Below are 18661 nucleotides of genomic sequence, written 5' to 3'. Positions count from 1 at the left end.
CGCTTCAGATATCAGATATCGAAGCGCTTATTTTCAACGTGGATCTATATTTCCATATCCGGCTGGTTTTTCCGCACCGTTTCCACGAATGCTTTCACGTCTTCAGGAGCATCCGCACTATATAACAAGCCATAGGGGATCCGGTATTTCCAGTTGACCGGAATGGTTACCAGCCCCGGATGGACATCTTTCCAGCATTCAATGGTAAGCAGCACTTTATTGCTTTCTGCACAGCGGTTAAAGACCGATAAATCAAAGTACTGCGAAGTATCCTCGATCTGGATCTCTGGATGATTGATCGATAAATCATGGCGGATGAAATCATTGGTGCCGGAATCGCCTTGCGGCACCATCATCAATGTCTGTCCGTGCAGATCAGAAACCTCTACCACTTTTTTCTTTGCCAGCGGATGACTGCGGGAAACCGCGATCATCTTTCGATAATAGCCAAGCTGCAGAAACTCGCACATGGACAGCCAGGCACGGGAATCACAGACGCCGATCAGGAAATCAAATTTCCTTCCCAGTAAACCGATCTCACTGAGAATGCCTTCATGGTTGTCTTCAAATGGTACCAGATGCAGTTTATAGTCCGCAAACTGTGCATTGTATTGATACCAGAGGTCCATGAATGGCTTGGCGGGATTGAGCAGGGATGTGCCGACGCAGAATGTATGATCCGCTTCTGCCATTGCGCTGCGTGCTTCTGCCAGTGTTTTAGCGGAATAATCTTTCAGAAACAAAGCGCCTTGGTAAATGATCTTGCCGCCTGGAGTCAGCTGAATTCCCGAGCGTGTGCGCCGGACCAGTGACAGGCCTAGTTGATTTTCCAGCGTATTGATCTGTTTCATGACGGCAGTGGGGGAGAGATAGAGTTTCTTGGCGGCGGCGTTAAAACTGCCGCAGTCCACCGTGATCAAAAAGGTATCCAGCAAGGGATTGTACATCGGAGCACCTCCTTATTGTTTGAACATAAAGTTTATACAATTATAACACATCGGAAATTCCGTCTTTGCAGAAAATGCGATATAAATAAATTGTAAAGAAAAACGACAGGAGGATCAAAATGAAAAAAGTAACGGCAGGACGCGATGCATTAGGGGAATTTGCTCCTAAATTTGCGGAATTGAATGATGATGTATTGTTCGGAGAAGTGTGGTCCCGCGAAACGCAATTGTCGACGCGCGACCGCTGTATGATCACGGTGACGGCATTGATGTCAAAAGGAATTTTGGACCAGTCGTTGAAGTATCATATTCTAAATGCGAAAAACAATGGCATTACTGCAGAAGAGATGGCAGAAATATTAACACATGCGGCATTCTATGCTGGATGGCCGAATGCCTGGGCGGCATTCCGGATGGCAAAGGAGGTTTATGCAGATGACAACGAATAATCATGGCGGTATGTTTGGATTGGGTGATCCAAACGATGGATTTGCGCAATATTTTACAGGACAGAGTTATTTGAACCCTGTATTAACAGAAGGGATCAATATCTTCAATGTGACCTTTGAACCGGGATGCCGGAACAACTGGCACATTCATCATGCAGACAAAGGCGGAGGTCAGGTGCTGCTTTGTGTAGATGGACAAGGCTGGTATCAGGAATGGGGCAAACCGGCGCAGGCATTGAAGCCAGGTGACAGTGTCTATATCGCACCCGGTGTTAAACATTGGCATGGTGCTAAAAAAGATTCCTGGTTCTCACATTTGGCGTTTGAACTGCCTGGTGACAATACACCCAATGAGTGGTGTGAACCAGTCGATGACCAACAGTATGCGGCGGTTGAGCAGTAAAACGTTGAATATTGAATGAAAATAAAGAGTTGTTAATGAATATGAAGAAAAGTCCTGCGGGACTTTTTTCTTTTACCGGATGTATAATGAAGGCAGGAGGAAGAGTCCTATGCAAGTGTCGACAAAATTTACGATTGCCATCCATCTGCTGGCTGCCGTAAAATTTTTTGAAAAAGACTACAAGATCACCAGTGCTTTTCTGGCTTCCAGTATTGGCAGCAATCCGGTGATCGTCCGCAATATCATGATCAATCTGCAGGACGCCGGTCTGATCAAAGTCAAGCGCGGCCCCGGTGGTATCACGCTGTGCCGTTCGCTGGATGATATCACATTTCTGGATGTCTATGAAGCCGTGGAGACAAATGGCAAAAATGAAATGTTCCATTTTCATGAAAACCCGAGCCCGCAGTGTCCGGTCGGAAAAAATATCCACCGCGCGCTGGATGGGCAGCTGGCAGAATTAGATCAGGATTTCCGCAATGATCTGGCCGGCCGTACGGTGCAGGAAGTTTTGAACGTTATTCAAAATGCGCAGTCTGTGACGGCGGAAAAACAGATGTAATATCTGCCAAATTGCGGGAATTTGTGTATAATGAGGTTATGGCAGAAAAAGAAAAATTCAGCGCCTCGGATTTTGACGCCAATGACGTCGGTGAAGATGCCCGGGTGCAGCTGACGGAAGATATTGAAAAAAATGAACAGCCGGAACCGTCCCAGGAAATAAAACAATGGTATTATGTGCGGAAAAATAAACCCATCGGTCCGTTGAGCGAAGCGGAAATGACCGCATTGATCGCAGACGGAACATTGGATGGTTTTTCGTTGGTTTGGAAAACGGGAACGGAACGGAAGTGGATCCGGCTGTCGGAATCGGAACTATCGGATACGATGCCGCAGGAAGATGAGCGTGATTCGAAAAGACATCTTCTTTTTAACAGGGTCGTCATCATTTGTATCATCGCCGTGCTGATTGTGTTGGTTTATTTTTTTTATGATGAAATCTCACAGTCCATTCGATCCGGCGATATGTGGGAAATCTAATGGGTTCGCCGGAAGGCGGACCATTTTTTATTGAAGAGGTGAGGTCATGAAACGGATCCCGAAGGGAAAGATTCGTAATTATTTTATCGGAGCGGTGATCTTCATCGCTTTGGAAACGATGTTTGAAGTCATTATTCCGTTTTTGATGGCACAGATCATCGATGACGGCATCATGAAACAAGACGAAAGCATTTTTTTAGCCAAAGGGCTGCAAATGTTGATATGTGCGGGACTTTCTTTGCTATTTGGCATCATTTATGCACGGATGGCAGCATCCTTTACATCAGAACTTGCCGCCGTTCTGCGCCGCAAAGAATACCAGGCCATTCAGCGTTTTGCGTTTGAAAACCTGGATCACTTTGAACGCAGCAGCCTGATCACGCGTCTGACCAACGATGTGACAACGGTGCAGAATGCGCTCATTTCTGCGATCCGGCCATTGGTCCGCGGACCGGTCATGCTTATCACGGGCATGGTCATGGCTTTTTTAATTGATGCCCGCATGGCCTGGATCTATTTAGTGATCCTGCCGTTTCTGGGCTTGGTGCTCTATTTGATCGTGCGCAATGTGCGGCCAAAATTTCCGCGGCTGCAGGCCGCAATGGATGCCGTGAACGAACGAATACAAGAAAATCTGACCGCGATCCGTATCGTTAAAGCTTTTGTACGGCAGGATTATGAAGCGGAAAAATTCGAAACGGTGAATTCGCAGCTGGCAGACATTTCCCGTGATACATTCAAAGTGGCGACGCTGAACATTCCTGCTTTTCAGGCAGCGATGTATACAACGATCGTCGCATTGATCTATATCGGCATGCAGATGATCTTCGGCGGTACGCTGCAAGTCGGCGAACTGACTGGGCTGCTGAGTTATGTACTGCAGATCATGAATTCACTGGTCATGATTTCCAGTGTTTTCCTGCTGCTGACCCGAAGTATGGCCAGTATCAACCGGATCGAGGAAGTATTCAATGAAAAAGTCACGCTGACCTCGCCGGAAGATGGAAAATTTCTCAAAGATGGTTCGGTCAATTTTCACGATGTATCCTTTAAGTACGATCTGCAGGCCGAAGAAGATGTTCTCAGCCATATCAATTGGTCGATCAAAAGCGGACAGAATGTCGGCATCATCGGCGCGACCGGCAGTGCCAAATCCACACTGGTCGCGTTGATCCCGCGTCTTTATGATGCTTCGCAGGGCGCAGTAGAAGTCGGCGGCTATGATGTCAAAGAGCTGAATCTAAATGCTTTGCGGGATGATGTGGCCATGGTGCTGCAGAACAATGTCTTGTTTACCGGTACGATCGCCGAAAACCTGCGCTGGGGCGATCCGGATGCCGAACAGAAAGACTTGGACCGAGCTTGCCGCATCGCTTGTGCCGATGAGTTCATCCAGCGGCTGCCGGATGGCTACCAGACGCAGATCTCACAAAGTGGAAGCAATCTCTCAGGCGGCCAGAAACAACGCCTGTGCATCGCCCGTGCTTTATTGAAAAAGCCCAAGATCCTGATCTTGGATGATTCGACCAGTGCCGTGGATACGAAAACAGACCGCCGGATCCGCGATGGATTGTCGCGGCTGCCGATGACGGTGATCATGATCGCCCAGCGCATTTCTTCGATTGCGTCCTGTGATCAGATCCTGGTCCTGGAAGACGGCAAGGTCCGTGATATCGGCACACACGATGAATTGCTGAAGTCTTCATCGATCTATCATGATTTATATCTTTCGCAGAAACGAGGTGATCCGGATGCGGCCGCATGATTTGCGTGAAACATTGAAGAAATTCCTATCCTATATGGGCAATCATCGTTTTCTGTTCTTGCTTATCGGTATCCTTGTGGCCATCAGTGCCTTGGGAAACCTGCTGGGAACGTATATGATCCGGCCGGTGATCAACGAAATTCCGACCAGAAACATTCCTCAGATCCTGCGCAGTATCCGCACCATGGCATTGATCTTTGCGATTGGTGTGGCAGCCGCGTTTGGCTATACACAGTTAATGGCATTAGGTGCACAGAAAGTCGTGCAGGATATCCGGCGCGATCTTTTCCGGCAGGCGCAGCGTTTTCCGGTATCTGTGTTTGATACCCGGCCGCATGGGGAGCTGATGTCGTGCTTTACCAATGATGTGGATACGATCAGCGATGCGCTGAACAACTCCTTTGCGATGATGATCCAGAGCCTGATCCAAATGATCGGTACACTGGTGATCTTGTTCATTTTGAATGCACGTCTGACATGGATCGTGGTGATCTTCTACTTCTTTATGTTTTTATATATTCGGTACAGCAGCCATAAGAGCAAGCAGTATTTCTCCGATCAGCAGCACGAATTAGGACGGATGAACGGCTTTATCGAAGAGATGATGACCGGCCAGAAAGTCGTCAAAGTCTTTAATCATGAAAAAGCCAATCAGAAAACATTTGATACGATGAACCGTCATCTCAAACAAAGCAGCCGCACGGCTGTCAGCTATGCGCAGTCGATGATCCCGATGGTCGTCAGTCTGTCGTATGTCAATTATGCCTTGGTTTCAGTAATCGGCGGATATATGGTATTAAATCACACCAGTGACATTGGCTCCCTGGCCAGTTACTTGGTTTTTGTCCGTCAGGCGGCGATGCCGATCAACCAATTCACCCAGCAGGGAACCATTGTGCTCTCGGCTTTAGCCGGTGCAGAACGTATTTTTGAATACATGTCGATCGAACCGGAAGTGGACAGCGGGCAGGCCACTTTGGTCAATGTGAAAGAGGAAAATGGAAAATTGGTGCAGACCCCTGAACATACAGGAAAATGGGCATGGGCCCATCCGCGTGAGAATGGCCTTGAACTGGTGCCGCTGCGCGGTGATGTACAGCTGCACGATGTCTATTTTGGATATACAAAAAAACAAATGATCCTTCATGGGATCAATGTGCATGCACATGCCGGTGAGAAAATTGCCTTCGTGGGTGCGACCGGTGCCGGCAAGACCACGATCACCAATCTGATCAACCGATTCTATGATGTCGATCAAGGTTCGATCACCTATGACGGCATCGATGTCCGGCTGATCAAAAAAGACGATCTGCGCCGTTCGATCGCCATGGTGCTGCAGGATACACATTTGTTTACGGGCACGATCATGGAAAACATTCGTTACGGCAAATTGGACGCGACCGATGCCGAATGCATCGCAGCGGCGAAACTGGCCAATGCGGATTCATTTATCCGCCGTATGCCGAAAGGGTATCAAACGATCCTGAAAAGTGATGGTGCCAATCTGTCTGCCGGACAGCGCCAGTTATTGGCCATTGCCAGGGCTGCGGTAGCCGATCCGCCGGTCCTGATCTTGGATGAGGCGACAAGTTCCATTGATACCCGGACCGAGAAATTGATCGAAAAGGGAATGAATCATTTAATGAACGGCCGGACAGTCTTTACGATCGCGCACCGGCTTTCCACCGTACGCAATGCGGATCTGATCATTGTCCTTGATCATGGCCGGATCGTTGAACAGGGCAGCCACGAAGAATTGGTGGCTAAGGACGGAGTCTACCATAAATTGTATACTGGAATGTTTGAACTGTCATAGAAAATTAGTATAATATAGGGACGAGCGGAGGGATAAATGATGGAGTTTGTAAATTTGACTGAAGCAGAATATCGTTCCTTTTGGGAACAATATCCAAATCGTACCTTTTTAAATTCGCCGGAATCGGCAGCTTTGAAGAAAAAAGAAAATTGGAAGACGGAATTTGTGGGCGTAAAAGAAAACGGCAGTATATTGTGCGCCGCATTGATCTCATCGATTCCGGTCATGAAAGTATATCGATATTTCTATGTACAGCGCGGCTTCTTGATTGATTATTCCGATCGGGAACTGCTGAAATTCTTTACGGATGAGCTTGTGAAGTATACAAAAAATCAGAAAGGCTTGTACATCTTGGCGGATCCTTACGTGCTGTATAAAGAACGTGACATCAATGGTGAGCTGGTGGAAGGCGGCTTTGACAATTCTTATGTGATCGAAAATATGGAAGCCTGCGGTTTTGAACATCAGCCATTTATCCGTTCTTACGACGGCGGCGAAGTGAAATGGATGTTTTCTTTGTATTTAGACGGCAAAGACGAAAAAACACTTCTCAAAGAGATGCACCAGCAGACACGTTGGTCCGTGAACCGTACGCGCAAAGAAGGCGTTCAGGTCCGAGAACTGGCAGATGACGAGATGGATATCTTCTATACGATGATGACCGAGACCGCCGAACGCCGTCACTTTGAAACACGAGATCGTAACTTTTTCAAACTGCAGAAAGAAATATACGGCGATCATGTCAAAGTCGTTGCAGCCTATTTGGATGTGAGTGATTATCTGAATAAATTGGCACAGGAAAAAGATCGTTTAGACAAAGAAATGGCGGAAATCGATGCGAAACTGGCCGAGGTTGCGAAGTCGAAGAAGTTCTTGAAAAGGCAGCGGGTCGCACAGGAAGCCTTGGATCTGAATGCGAAAAAGACCAAGGAAGCGCAGGAACTGATGGATAAATATGGGGAAATTGTTTACATGGCCTCGGCTGTGTTTACAATTTACGACAATGAAGTTGTTTACTTGTTCAGTGCAACGCATGATCAGTTCCGTAAATATTATGCGCCGTATGCGATTCAGTGGTATATGATCCGTTATGCGCTGGAACACCGCATCCCGCGTTACAATTTCTACGGTATCAGCGGCAATTTCTCAGAAGATGCCGATGATTATGGCGTGTATATGTTCAAGAAGGGATTTAATGGTGTCGTAGAGCAGCTGGTCGGCGACTTTATTTATCCGCTGCGCAAAGGCGCTTATTCCATGTATAAATCGTTAAAAAAATAAAAGCAGGGAATTTTCCCTGCTAATCGTTATGATGTTTGATGCGCCGCATCTTCTCATACATCGTATTCATGAAAGGATTCAGCACATAGTCAAAGACACCGATCAGTTCGATGACTTCGCCGTTGAATCCTTTTTTAAATAAGTACACACCGTAGTCATCCGCTTGTTCGCCAAATTCACCGGAAATACCATACAAATTATAGCGCTCCCGATGTGCTTCGATGTCTTTTTTCATCATGTACCAGTGCATCGCATAAGGCGAAGCAAATTTCATATATTCTTCGTATACACCGCTCATCAGGCACAAGGTTTCCCGTCCATAAGTGAAAAATACACCCGCTGCCAGCGGGATGGCATTTCCCTTTTCTGCCTGCAGCTGCTTGGCTTCTGCGATCTTTTTATTCAAGCCATCTATTTGTTCCTCAGCTAAATGGATCTTGGTGCGCATTTTTTTGGATAAAGCGTCGCCATGTTTCGCTTTGACGTCCGCAATAATTTGTTTCTGCTTCGCAAGATCGTTTTCCAGATCATTCAGATAACGGTCGACAAACAATTCGGTGTAAAGGAATTTAATGTGATCATGTGCACTGTAAACTTTATATAAATTTTCATAATATGTTTTGTCACGGCCGGTAAAGTGGCGACGTTCCTCCGTACTTTTGATGACGTTCATGAACAAATCCAGTTCTTCATAAGGAAGCTCCCGGACTTCGATCTGATATTTTTCAGTTTTCTGGATCGAACGGATGGTCTTGCGCTCAAAGGAATGCAGCAGCTGATCGGCCGTTTGTCCCTGATAGGGGATCGTATACATCCAACGCGGTTCCTGTGCCATGTCAATTCCGCGTGTAAACCCTTCATGGGTGTATCCCAGCGAGATCAATGTGTGATAGACATCTTTGTTCTGCCAGCCGCCTGGTACTTCATTGCCGTCCAGATCGCGCTGCACATAGCCAATATATGGATCGATGCGCAGACGGATACAATGCCGCTTTTTCAGGAAGCGCACCAGTTCGTTGTTGAAATAAGTCAGCAGAGACTGATCCTTATAATCAATCAGAAAGCCGCGCGGCGCGCTGGCCATGCAATATTGGCGGAAGACCGGCCGGCAGGAGATCATTGCTCCGGCGGTGATCGTATCATTGTCTTTTATGCCGACATAATAAATCGTATTCCCGCGTAATTTGTGCATCTGTGCCATTTCGGTACTTTGCCATAAGTTGTTTTTCGGATATGCCTGTGCGAAGGCATCAAATTCTTGTTCAGTTAATTCTGTAAATTTCATAAGCTACCCCTTAAGTAAGGACTATATCGATGATTCCTTTTCTCGTCAATCTCTATAAATATATAATATAACAAAACTATTATAATATATTTGAGCTATAACAGTCATTTTTATTTATTGTATAATAGACGAAAGGAGATGAAATATGTATCGTTTAATTTCTCAGTTCATTGTCTATCGTGATTTAGATGAAGACAGTATTTTATATCAACTGGGTGAGATCACCCGCCGTTTCGATTCCGGAAACTATCAGCGCGAAGCACTGATTTCCGATATTTATGAACAAGTGCACCGCTTGCTGGATGTGGCTACGACATACGGGTTCAACACCAACCTATGGCACAACTATCTGGCTTATTTACTGGCAACAACGGAAACACCGTTTACGTTGGTTTCCGAGAAAGTCGGCCCGATCCAAGGTTCGGTCAATGAATTTGCCAAGCATGATTTTAAGATCTTCAAGGCATTGTTTGACTACAATTTCCACCCGTTGGAAAATGAGCTAGGTATTCATTGCTTTTCGACCATTTCGAATTATCGATCCGTCGGCAAGAAAGATCAAATCTACAATAAAAGCGTGAGCGAAAAAGTACAGGAACTAAGTGCACAAATCGAAAAAACACAGAATGAAGATGAACTGTATGATGTGATCACACGCTTTTATCAGGCATACGGCGTCGGTAAATTCGGTTTGAATAAAGCATTCCGGGTCGGTGAGAAAGGGGAGAAAGAACTGCTCATCCCAATCACCAACACCAGTGAAGTACGGCTGGATGATTTGGTTGGCTATGAGATCCAGAAGCAGCAGCTGATCGACAATACCGAGGCGTTTGTGCATGGCCGCCGCGCCAACAATGTGCTGCTGTACGGCGATGCCGGCACCGGTAAATCAACGAGTATCAAAGCTATTCTGAATCAGTACTATGATCAGGGCCTGCGCCTGATTGAAATTTATAAGCACCAATTCAAGGAACTGACCCGTATCATCGCGACGATCAAAAACCGGAATTATCGATTTATTCTGTATATGGATGACTTGTCGTTTGAAGAATTCGAAACCGAATATAAGTATTTAAAGGCAGTCATCGAAGGCGGACTGGAACCGAAGCCGGAAAATATGTTGATTTATGCCACCAGCAACCGCCGCAATTTGATCCGCGAAACGTGGAGCGACCGCAGCGATATGAGCACGGACGGTCTGCATCGCAGCGATACGATCCAAGAAAAACTTTCACTGGTCGACCGGTTCGGAGTGCGGATCGGTTATTTCAAACCATCGACGAAGGAGTTCTACCATATTGTCGATACTTTGATGGCACGGTACCCGGAAGTGCAGATTTCACAGGAAGAGCTGCATGCCAAGGCCAATCAGTGGGAACTGCGTCACGGCGGACTGTCCGGAAGGACCGCTCAGCAATTTATCGATTACATTGTCGGACAATACCAAGCAAAATAGAATTTTAGACCCTGCAGCGCATGCAGGGTTTTTTATTGGGTGGAAAAGTCGGTCAAAAAAGTGGAAAAATAGGTCATTTATACAAATTTTTCCTTTTTTTCATTTTTGAACAAATTGTTACATTTAAGTAGCTAAATTTATTTTGTGTTTATTTTATACATTAATAATTTCTGCATTTTGGGATAGTGATGTTTTGTTCAGAGCTGATCAATTGAATGTATTAATTTGAAATACCTTTTTTCGTGCGATATGATACAGCCAAGAAGAATAAGCGGATAGTGAGAGGAGGATAAACATGAAAAAGGTTATATACAGCTTATTGTTCTTGTTTTGCGGAATGTTTTTCTTTGCAACTGGTGTACAAGCTGAAGAAACAAGTGTGACGCAAGCTGGCGATGCGACGAGTTTGGCAACTGCAGTCGCAAATGGCGGAACCGTTCAGATGACGAATGATATTACGGCAAGTATTACGGTCGTTAATAATACGATTCTCGATTTGAATGGTTTCACATTAACAAATTCTACTGATACCGATACGATTACAGTGAATTCTGGCGCAAGTTTTACCTTGGAAGACACATCTACTGCTCAGACCGGAACGGTTGAAAACACATCCAATGGTTATGCAGCGATATTCAACAATGGTACAACGACGATTGAAAGTGGAACCGTGACTCGTGCAAATACGGATGACAATACGTATTACACAATTGTTAACCATGGTACAATGAGTATTACCGGCGGAACAATTTCTGCGACAGGAAGCACGATTTCCAGTTTGGTTGAGAACGGCTATTATAGTTATAATAGCAATGGTAACTCTCGGACAGGTTATGTATCCAGTGTAAATTCAGCACAACCAACGCTGATAATCAGCGGTGGAACATTCAAAGGCGGTCGTTATTTAAAAAATGATGACGGCGGTGATTTGACCATCACCGGAGGAACATTTACAGGTGGTGGTGAAGGCGCATTGCTGAATTGGAATAAAACCACAATTACTGGAGGTACTTTCTCAGCAGTTGATGGAAAATCGTTGATTTTAAATAACGGTACTGGAGAATCACCTGATTTAGGGTCATTAACTATCACCGGTGGAACTTTTACATCAGATGATGCACCAATTATCACCACTACAACTGATTCTGTATCTAGTAGTGTTGTAATTACTGGTGGTACATTTAATGGTGATTTGGTTGATTACGATAGCGTAGCTAATAGAATTTCATCATTTACAGTAACTGGTGGCACTTTTACGTCGATCAGTGATGAAGTAATGAATGCTGAAAATTTCCGTTATCTTGTTACAGAGCAGTCAACAACAGAAGATGATTCTGATACAGAAGAAGATACAGATTCAGAAGATACAACGGATTCGCAGGAAACAGAAGATAGCAGCGAATCGACAGAAACATCGACGACAGAAGATTCAACAAAACAACAGAAAACAGAAAAAACAGAAGCAAAGCAAGCAGCATCAAGCGGTGTCCAGACCGGAACAGATACCGGTTGGATGATGTGGATGATTGGTGTATTGGCGGCACTTTCCACAATGTTCTTGATGAAAAAAGAAACAGTTTAAAAAAGAAAAAGTAAAAGAGTTAGAAAAGAAAAAAGATTTAAGAAAAGATAACTAAATCTTCTGAAAAAAAGATCCCGAAAGATCAAGGGAAATGTGCTTCGGCACATCAATACGTCATAAAGAAGACATCGAAAAATTCGATGTCTTTTTTAATCGATGAGCAGAAAAAAAGGAGGCAGATGTCAGCCGAACATCTGCCTCTTTGTTTTACTTCACTAATTTTTCTAAGATCTGCACCGCATTGGTTGCAGCACCTTTGCGGATCTGATCGCCGCAGCAGAACACGATCAGACTGTGGCCGGTCAGGTCGCTGATGTCCTTGCGGATGCGGCCGACATAAACCAGATCCTGATTGGTGGTATCCAGCGGCATTGGATAGATACCATTTTTCGGATCGTCCTTCAGAACGCAGCCTTCCGTCTTGGCAACGATTTCCTGTGCTTCCTTGACATCGACTTCCTCTTCGCACTCGATCGTGATGGATTCGGAATGCGAGCGGTAGATCGGCACGCGTACGCAGGTGCAGTTGACCAGCAGATCATCGTTGTGCCAGATCTTACGGCCTTCGTTCTGCATCTTCCACTCTTCTTTTGAGATGCCCAGATCATCGAAACTGCCGATCTGCGGGATCAGGTTGTACGCAATCTGATACTGGAATGCCTGTGACGGGATGCTTGGATCTTTGGACTGGTTTTCCAGATCCTTGATGCCTTTGACACCGGCACCGGAAACGGCTTGATAGGTCGAGCAGATGATGCGCTTGATCTTATACCGTTTGTTCAGTCCGTTCAATGCGACCAGGGCGATGATCGTCGCACAGTTTGGATTGGCGATCAGGCCGTGGTTTTTCGCAATATCTTCCGGGTTGATTTCCGGAATGACCAGCGGCACATCCGGATCCAGGCGGAATGCGCTGGAATTATCTACGACGATGACGTTGTTTTTCTGTGCCCACGGCATCCATTTTTTGGTCAGATCATTCTCGGTCGCGCCCAGAGCGTAATCAACGTCATCAAAGCTATGTTCATTTAATTCTTCCACGACGACATCTTTGCCGCGGTACGAAAAGACTTTTCCTTTTGACCGGGCACTTGCCAGCAGCTTCAGATCACAGTCGAAATTACGTTCTTCCAAACACTGAAGCATCTGCTGACCGACAGCGCCGGTCGCCCCTACAATCGCAATTTTCATCTTACTTATTCTCCTTTTTCACAAATGTATCATAAATGACTCGAATTGTCTTTTTGAAATCATCGACCTTCACACCGACCGTGATGTTGATTTCATCACTGCCCTGGGCGATCATGACAATATTAATATTGTTTTCGCCTAACGCTGCGAACAGCTTGCCGCTGGTGCCCGGTTTATCCATCATATTTCGGCCGACAGTCGAAATCAATGCCAGATCGTGTGTGATCTTCAGTTCATCCGGCTTCAGTTCTTTTTTCATCTTGGCCAGCAGTTCATATTCGCAGTCGCGGATATCCTGCTCCGCAACGACGATACTGAATGAATCGATGCTGCTCGGGATGTGCTCCACGCTGATGTTATAGTCTTCTACGACCGATAAAGCCTTGCGGATATAGCCGACTTCGTTGGGCATATGCTTTTTATATACATAAATGCTCGCAAAGCCAGGCTTGCCGGCAATACCGGTAATCGCATAAGGATTCTTATGCTTGCTTTGTTCCTGAATGATCGTTCCGGTATCCTGCGGACGGTTGGTATTCAGGATGTGGATCGGGATGTTTGCTTCCTTGACCGGGAAGATGGCTTCCTCATGCAGGACGCTGGCGCCCATGTAAGAAAGCTCACGCAGTTCGGAATAGGTGATGTGTGTGATGGCTTCCGGATTTTTGACGATTTTCGGATCGGCCATCAGGAAACCGGACACATCGGTCCAGTTCTCATAAACATCGGCATTGGTACAGCGGGCCAGGATCGATCCGGTGATATCGCCGCCGCCGCGGGAGAATACTTGGACCTGGTTATTGGCAGTTGTACCGTAGAAGCCCGGGAATACAAAATTTTCATATTGTGTTGTTTTCGCCTGGATCCGGGATGTTGTCGCTTCCCAATCGATGGTTTTATCGGAATGAAAGCGAATCGTATCTTTGGCATCCACGAAAGGGAAACCAAGATATTCAGCCATTAATTTGGCACAGAAATATTCGCCGCGGCTGACGATTTCCGCCTGGCTCATGCGCGGAACTTTGGCAAAGAATTCATCCAGTTCTTTTTCGATCGGCTGTTTCAGGCCAAGCTCGGTCTTGATATCCAAGAACCGCTTGCGGATGATCTTCGTGACATTGCTGGCATCCACGTGATACTGACGATGGGCATCCAGTAAATACAATAAATCGGTAATCTTGTTGTCGGACGAATTGCGCTTGCCCGGTGCACTGACGACCACATATCGCCGTGCCGGATCGGACTGCACGATCGCTTTGACTTTCTTAAATTGCTCAGCGTTTGCGACGCTGCTGCCTCCGAATTTTGTGATTTTCAGCATATATTTTCTCCATATCTGTCCTGCCGTGTTTACGGGCTGTGCCCCGATAAAAAACACTTGTTTTTACAGTGTGCACATTGTATCATAAGGTATAGAGTTTTTCAAGGAGGATTTACGATGCCTACATACTATGAATCGACTCGTAATAATGAACGAAAAATCAGTAGTAAACAAGCTATTTTGGAAGGGATTTCAAAAGGCGGAGGCCTCTATGTACGGCCGGATCTGGATCAGATCCAGCTTGATCTCAATACGATCTGCCGCCAGTCTTATAAAGAAAACGCCCTCTATATTTTAAGCAGACTGCTCCCGGATTATACGGAAGCAGAACTGAAAGAATGTATCGATGCGGCATACACCGATAATTTCGATACACCAGAGATCACGCCGCTGCGCAAAGTAGGCGATATTTATGTCTGCGAACTATTCCACGGACCGACTTCCGCCTTCAAGGATGTTGCTCTGACCCTGCTGCCGCAGCTGATGCGTGTCGCTTTGCGCTCCGCCGGCCAAAAGGCGCTGATCCTGACAGCGACCAGCGGCGATACCGGCAAGGCTGCGCTGGAAGGATTTAGAGATGTCGACGATATCGGTATCGTAGTCTACTATCCGCATCAGAAAGTTTCGCAGATCCAATATCGTCAGATGGCGACCCAGCGCGGCAGCAATGTCAAAGTTTATGCCGTCAAAGGCAATTTTGATGATGCGCAAAGCCAAGTCAAACGGCTGTTCCTGGATCCGGAACTGAATCAAAAAGCACAAGCAGAAAAGATCATGCTCACCAGTGCCAACAGTATCAACATCGGCCGCTTAGTGCCGCAGATCGTCTACTATTTTGAAAGCTATAAACAGCTGGTCAAACAGAATGTCATCACTGTCGGTGATCCGATCTCCTTCAGCGTGCCGACCGGTAATTTCGGTGATGTTCTGGCCGGTTATTATGGATATTTGATGGGTCTGCCGGTCAAAAAGTTCTATGTCGCCAGCAATGCCAACCATGTGCTGACTGATTTTTTGACGACAGGCACCTATGACCGCAATCGTCCGTTCATTCAGACGATTTCCCCAAGCATGGATATTTTGATTTCCAGCAACCTGGAACGTCTTCTGTATTATATGAGCGGCAAAGACAATGCATTTGTCGCTTCCTGCATGGAACAGCTGAAAACAGAAGGTAAATATACTATTCCGCAGGCGATGTTAGAACGCATCCGCGAACGGTTTGACTGCGGATACGTTGATGATGAAGGCACCAAAGCCGTCATTCGCGAAGTATATGAAAAGGATGGCGTCGTTTTGGATCCACATACAGCGATCGGCTATCGAGTTGCAGAAAAAGCGGACCGGCCGGTCGTCTCGTTGGCAACGGCTTCACCTTATAAATTCAGCGTCGATGTGCTCGATGCCATCGGCAAAAAGGCCGATGATCAACTGCAGGCCATGAACGAACTGCACAAAGTCTGGAGCGATCCTGTTCCGAAAGGACTGGCAGAATTACCGACCCTGCCGATCCTGCACAAAGATGTGATCGAAGTGAATGAGATGAAGCAGTCCGTTGAAAACGCTATGGAGACGTTGTTCCATGATTAAGGTGACCGTGCCGGCCACCAGTGCCAACTGCTGTGTGGGCTTTGACTGCATGGGACTGGCGCTGACTTGGTCGAGCCTCTTTACATTTGAAGAATCCGATACGTTCCATATTGAAGGGGTGGAGCCGGCCTATCGTAACGAACACAATTTGATCGTCCGTGCCTTTCGGCATGCGGCTGAGTATTTAGGCAAACCGATGCCGACCTTATCCGTCAAACTGGAAACGACCATTCCGTTCCAGCGCGGCCTGGGTTCCAGTGCCACGTGTGTGGTCGCCGGCATTTATGCCGCTGACCTCTGGTATCATGCACAGCTGGACCGGGAAACGATCACACGGCTGGCAACCGAAATGGAAGGTCATCCGGACAATGCCGCACCGGCAGTTTACGGCAATCTCTGCATCAGCAATCAGGGAGACACTCTGCATACGTCGGTGCTGCCATGCGCTGATTGGAAAGGATTAGCCATGGTGCCGGATTATCCGGTGCGTACCAAGGAAGCGCGAAAAGTGCTGCCGGCATCGATCCCGCATCAGCAAGCCAGCAAGCAGGTCGCCCATGCGATGATGTTCGTTCAGGCGCTGCAGACCGGCCGGCAGGATATCTTATTGGAGAATGCGGTCGACTATCTGCATCAGCCATACCGCAAAAAATTAATAAAAGAATTTGATGCGGTCCATGATCTTTGTACAGCGGCCGGCGTACCGATGTGGATCTCCGGTTCCGGCAGCACGATGCTGGCAGTCTCGATGTCGGCAGCAGAAATTGATCACATCAAAAACGAAGTGGAGACCCGTTTCGGCATAACGTGCAGGCCGGTGCAGATCGCGCGCAAAGGAGCGTCAGCAGTTTATGAGTAAGTTTTATGTAGTATCAACCGACATCCTTCCGGATGTTCTGGAGAAAGTGATCGAAGCCCGGACCTTGCTGCAGTCGGGGAAAGTCCGACGTATCAGCGAAGCCGTAAAACAAGTGGGGATCTCACGCGGCACTTACTATAAATACAAGGATGCAGTGTTTACGTTTGATGATTCCCAAACGCGTAAGGCCGTCATCACAATGGTCATCAGCAGCGCGAGCGGTTCGCTTTCACAGGTGATGAATCTGGTGGCTGATGAAAACGCAAACGTGCTCGCGATCAATCAGACCATTCCGATCAACGGCATTCATACATTGTCTTTGACGTTGGATATCACGGAATTGAACGGCAGCATCGAATCGTTGATCGGCAAGATGGACGAGCTGGATATTGTCGATAAGATCGATTTGGTGGCGGTCGAATAATGAAAAAACTGATCTCGTTTTTGTTCGGATGGAGCATCATCCTCGTGATATTGATCGGCAGTATCCGATTTTGGGCGCTCCGTCCGTCTTTTTATGAAACCTTGTATAAACAAAATCATCTGGCTGAACAGCTTGATGTATCCGAACAGGATCTGAACCGCTGTATCGAAGTGCTGCTTGCGTATCTGGAAGATGAGCGGCAGGACATTCACTGTACGATCACTAAAGATGGTCGATCTCAGGAAGCTTTTGATAAACGGGAACGTCTGCATATGGTCGATGTGAAAAATCTGTATCAGAATGTATTGAAACTGGGGAATGGCTGTCTTGTCTTTGCGCTGTGCGCATTTTTGTATTTGCGTAAAGATCATTGGCGCGAATGGCTGTCAAGAGGGATCCTGCAGGCAGGACTGTGCTTTGTGACGATCATGGCCTTTCTGGGAATTTGGATGGCGACCGATTTTAATGATTTCTGGGTGCATTTTCACTATGTCTTTTTTCCGCAGAACGACTATTGGATCCTGACGCCGGGAGTCGATTTCATGATCGACATGCTGCCGGAATTTGTCTTTAACGCTTTAGTTACACGTATTGTCATCACGGATCTGATCGTTTTTGCGGTCTTATTTGGTTATTGTATCTACTACCAGAGAAGAAAAGCACCAATTGCTTGGGAGGAAGAAAAATGAAACTGATCTTGGCTTCACAATCACCGCGGCGTAAAGAACTGCTGGAACAAGCAGGATTTACCTTTGAGGTCGTCCCGTCAAAAACCGAAGAAATTTTTGATGAGACATTGGATGTTGATGACGCACTGGCAAAAGTCGCCTGCCGCAAGGCACAAGATGTCTATGACCTGTATCCGGATTGCTGCGTTCTGGCAGCCGATACGATCGTCTGGTTCGAAGGACGCCGTCTGGGCAAGCCGAAAGACATCAAAGAAGCCAGGAAGGTGCTGCATGCCTTGAGTGATGAAAGCCATCTGGTCAAGACAGGCGTATGCATCATGGTCGGCGGAAAGCAGGAAAGTTTTACCGAAACGACCGAAGTTCACTTCCGTGAACTTTCTGACTTTGATATCGAAAATTATATTGCCCAAGGTACTTGTTTGGATAAAGCCGGTTCTTATGCCATTCAAGATACTGATTTTGCTGAGTGGGTCGATGGTTCTGTCACGAATGTGATCGGCCTGCCGATGGAGCGGATCATTCCAATATTAACTCCTTGCATGAAGTTATAAAGGGTGCTAGA

General features: G+C 46.6%; 16 protein-coding genes and 1 pseudogene. 13 read left to right on the top strand and 4 right to left on the bottom strand.

The genetic code is table 11. The annotated features are described in order from the left end of the window. Window positions 1–44 precede the first annotated feature (44 nt). Window positions 45–947, bottom strand: coding sequence for a LysR family transcriptional regulator (locus HNQ47_RS04830; protein WP_183328113.1), 903 nt, complete (start codon window positions 945–947; stop codon window positions 45–47). 119 nt (window positions 948–1066) lie between these two features. On the opposite strand from HNQ47_RS04830, the pseudogene HNQ47_RS10130 reads away from it, so the two are divergent. The 6 genes and pseudogenes from HNQ47_RS10130 (at window position 1067) to HNQ47_RS04795 (ending at window position 7702) form a co-directional block, all read left to right on the top strand. Beyond that, window positions 1067–1799, top strand: a pseudogene (locus HNQ47_RS10130) (carboxymuconolactone decarboxylase family protein). 109 nt (window positions 1800–1908) lie between these two features. Further along, window positions 1909–2361, top strand: a complete 453-nt coding sequence (locus HNQ47_RS04815; protein ID WP_183328108.1) for an Rrf2 family transcriptional regulator — start codon at window positions 1909–1911, stop codon at window positions 2359–2361. Between the two features lie 38 nt (window positions 2362–2399). Next, window positions 2400–2840 carry a DUF4339 domain-containing protein gene (locus tag HNQ47_RS04810; protein ID WP_183328107.1) on the top strand — a complete coding sequence of 147 codons (441 nt, stop codon included), beginning with the start codon at window positions 2400–2402 and terminating at the stop codon, window positions 2838–2840. Window positions 2841–2886: 46 nt separating this feature from the next. Next, the gene (locus tag HNQ47_RS04805; RefSeq protein WP_183328106.1) at window positions 2887–4605 is read left to right on the top strand and encodes an ABC transporter ATP-binding protein; all 1719 of its coding nucleotides are present in this window, start codon (window positions 2887–2889) and stop codon (window positions 4603–4605) included. Then, window positions 4556–6421, top strand: coding sequence for an ABC transporter ATP-binding protein (locus HNQ47_RS04800; protein ID WP_246346061.1), 1866 nt, complete (start codon window positions 4556–4558; stop codon window positions 6419–6421). Before HNQ47_RS04805 ends, HNQ47_RS04800 begins: the two co-directional genes overlap by 50 nt. Window positions 6422–6457: 36 nt before the next feature. After that, entirely contained in the window at window positions 6458–7702 is a 1245-nt protein-coding gene (locus HNQ47_RS04795; protein ID WP_183328105.1) for an aminoacyltransferase, read from the top strand. A gap of 19 nt (window positions 7703–7721) precedes the next feature. Here the strand turns inward: HNQ47_RS04795 and HNQ47_RS04790 are convergent, their stop codons facing one another. Continuing rightward, window positions 7722–8987: a peptidoglycan bridge formation glycyltransferase FemA/FemB family protein gene (locus tag HNQ47_RS04790; protein WP_183328104.1), complete on the bottom strand. Its 1266-nt coding sequence runs from the start codon at window positions 8985–8987 to the stop codon at window positions 7722–7724. A 145-nt stretch (window positions 8988–9132) separates the two neighbouring features. Between HNQ47_RS04790 and HNQ47_RS04785 the strand changes: the two genes are divergently transcribed. Together HNQ47_RS04785 and HNQ47_RS04780 are read left to right on the top strand one after the other, a co-directional pair. Next, window positions 9133–10443, top strand: coding sequence for an ATP-binding protein (locus HNQ47_RS04785; protein WP_183328103.1), 1311 nt, complete (start codon window positions 9133–9135; stop codon window positions 10441–10443). Between the two features lie 295 nt (window positions 10444–10738). Continuing rightward, window positions 10739–12025 carry a hypothetical protein gene (locus HNQ47_RS04780; RefSeq protein ID WP_183328101.1) on the top strand — a complete coding sequence of 429 codons (1287 nt, stop codon included), beginning with the start codon at window positions 10739–10741 and terminating at the stop codon, window positions 12023–12025. Window positions 12026–12232: 207 nt separating this feature from the next. On the opposite strand, the gene HNQ47_RS04775 is transcribed toward HNQ47_RS04780, so the two are convergent. Continuing rightward, window positions 12233–13216, bottom strand: coding sequence for an aspartate-semialdehyde dehydrogenase (locus HNQ47_RS04775; RefSeq protein ID WP_183328099.1), 984 nt, complete (start codon window positions 13214–13216; stop codon window positions 12233–12235). A gap of 1 nt (window position 13217) precedes the next feature. After that, window positions 13218–14537, bottom strand: coding sequence for an aspartate kinase (locus HNQ47_RS04770; RefSeq protein ID WP_183328097.1), 1320 nt, complete (start codon window positions 14535–14537; stop codon window positions 13218–13220). Window positions 14538–14654: 117 nt separating this feature from the next. On the opposite strand from HNQ47_RS04770, the gene thrC reads away from it, so the two are divergent. Genes thrC through HNQ47_RS04745 form a run of 5 tightly spaced genes read left to right on the top strand, consistent with a single transcriptional unit; the run spans window position 14655 to window position 18650 of the window. Continuing rightward, complete coding sequence (thrC, locus tag HNQ47_RS04765) at window positions 14655–16127, top strand: threonine synthase (protein ID WP_183328095.1); 1473 nt, start codon at window positions 14655–14657, stop codon at window positions 16125–16127. Then, window positions 16120–16986 (top strand): homoserine kinase, encoded by an 867-nt coding sequence (thrB, locus tag HNQ47_RS04760; RefSeq protein ID WP_183328093.1) that lies wholly within the window; start codon window positions 16120–16122, stop codon window positions 16984–16986. The genes thrC and thrB overlap by 8 nt, the downstream gene beginning before the upstream one ends. Then, a complete protein-coding gene (locus tag HNQ47_RS04755) occupies window positions 16979–17410 on the top strand; it encodes an ACT domain-containing protein (protein WP_183328091.1) in 432 nt (143 codons plus the stop codon). The genes thrB and HNQ47_RS04755 overlap by 8 nt, the downstream gene beginning before the upstream one ends. Then, on the top strand, window positions 17410–18099 hold the full coding sequence (locus HNQ47_RS04750; protein WP_183328089.1) for a TIGR01906 family membrane protein: 690 nt from the start codon (window positions 17410–17412) through the stop codon (window positions 18097–18099). The genes HNQ47_RS04755 and HNQ47_RS04750 overlap by 1 nt, the downstream gene beginning before the upstream one ends. Beyond that, entirely contained in the window at window positions 18096–18650 is a 555-nt protein-coding gene (locus HNQ47_RS04745; protein WP_183328087.1) for a Maf family protein, read from the top strand. Before HNQ47_RS04750 ends, HNQ47_RS04745 begins: the two co-directional genes overlap by 4 nt. Window positions 18651–18661 lie beyond the last annotated feature (11 nt).

It is taken from the genome of Catenisphaera adipataccumulans, assembly GCF_014202755.1.
Classification (GTDB): Bacteria; Bacillota_I; Bacilli_A; order Erysipelotrichales; family Erysipelotrichaceae; genus Catenisphaera; species Catenisphaera adipataccumulans.
The sequence above is the reverse complement of the archived record's forward strand: the minus strand, read 5'-3'. Positions and strand labels throughout refer to the sequence as shown.

What these genes read in the sequence shown, in the direction of transcription:
- HNQ47_RS04830 (WP_183328113.1), bottom strand. Translation starts at nt 947, where the DNA reads ATGTACAATCCCTTGCTGGATACCTTTTTGATCACGGTGGACTGCGGC.
- HNQ47_RS04815 (WP_183328108.1), top strand. Translation starts at nt 1,909, where the DNA reads ATGCAAGTGTCGACAAAATTTACGATTGCCATCCATCTGCTGGCTGCC.
- HNQ47_RS04810 (WP_183328107.1), top strand. Translation starts at nt 2,400, where the DNA reads ATGGCAGAAAAAGAAAAATTCAGCGCCTCGGATTTTGACGCCAATGAC.
- HNQ47_RS04805 (WP_183328106.1), top strand. Translation starts at nt 2,887, where the DNA reads ATGAAACGGATCCCGAAGGGAAAGATTCGTAATTATTTTATCGGAGCG.
- HNQ47_RS04800 (WP_246346061.1), top strand. Translation starts at nt 4,556, where the DNA reads ATGATTTATATCTTTCGCAGAAACGAGGTGATCCGGATGCGGCCGCAT.
- HNQ47_RS04795 (WP_183328105.1), top strand. Translation starts at nt 6,458, where the DNA reads ATGATGGAGTTTGTAAATTTGACTGAAGCAGAATATCGTTCCTTTTGG.
- HNQ47_RS04790 (WP_183328104.1), bottom strand. Translation starts at nt 8,987, where the DNA reads ATGAAATTTACAGAATTAACTGAACAAGAATTTGATGCCTTCGCACAG.
- HNQ47_RS04785 (WP_183328103.1), top strand. Translation starts at nt 9,133, where the DNA reads ATGTATCGTTTAATTTCTCAGTTCATTGTCTATCGTGATTTAGATGAA.
- HNQ47_RS04780 (WP_183328101.1), top strand. Translation starts at nt 10,739, where the DNA reads ATGAAAAAGGTTATATACAGCTTATTGTTCTTGTTTTGCGGAATGTTT.
- HNQ47_RS04775 (WP_183328099.1), bottom strand. Translation starts at nt 13,216, where the DNA reads ATGAAAATTGCGATTGTAGGGGCGACCGGCGCTGTCGGTCAGCAGATG.
- HNQ47_RS04770 (WP_183328097.1), bottom strand. Translation starts at nt 14,537, where the DNA reads ATGCTGAAAATCACAAAATTCGGAGGCAGCAGCGTCGCAAACGCTGAG.
- thrC (WP_183328095.1), top strand. Translation starts at nt 14,655, where the DNA reads ATGCCTACATACTATGAATCGACTCGTAATAATGAACGAAAAATCAGT.
- thrB (WP_183328093.1), top strand. Translation starts at nt 16,120, where the DNA reads ATGATTAAGGTGACCGTGCCGGCCACCAGTGCCAACTGCTGTGTGGGC.
- HNQ47_RS04755 (WP_183328091.1), top strand. Translation starts at nt 16,979, where the DNA reads ATGAGTAAGTTTTATGTAGTATCAACCGACATCCTTCCGGATGTTCTG.
- HNQ47_RS04750 (WP_183328089.1), top strand. Translation starts at nt 17,410, where the DNA reads ATGAAAAAACTGATCTCGTTTTTGTTCGGATGGAGCATCATCCTCGTG.
- HNQ47_RS04745 (WP_183328087.1), top strand. Translation starts at nt 18,096, where the DNA reads ATGAAACTGATCTTGGCTTCACAATCACCGCGGCGTAAAGAACTGCTG.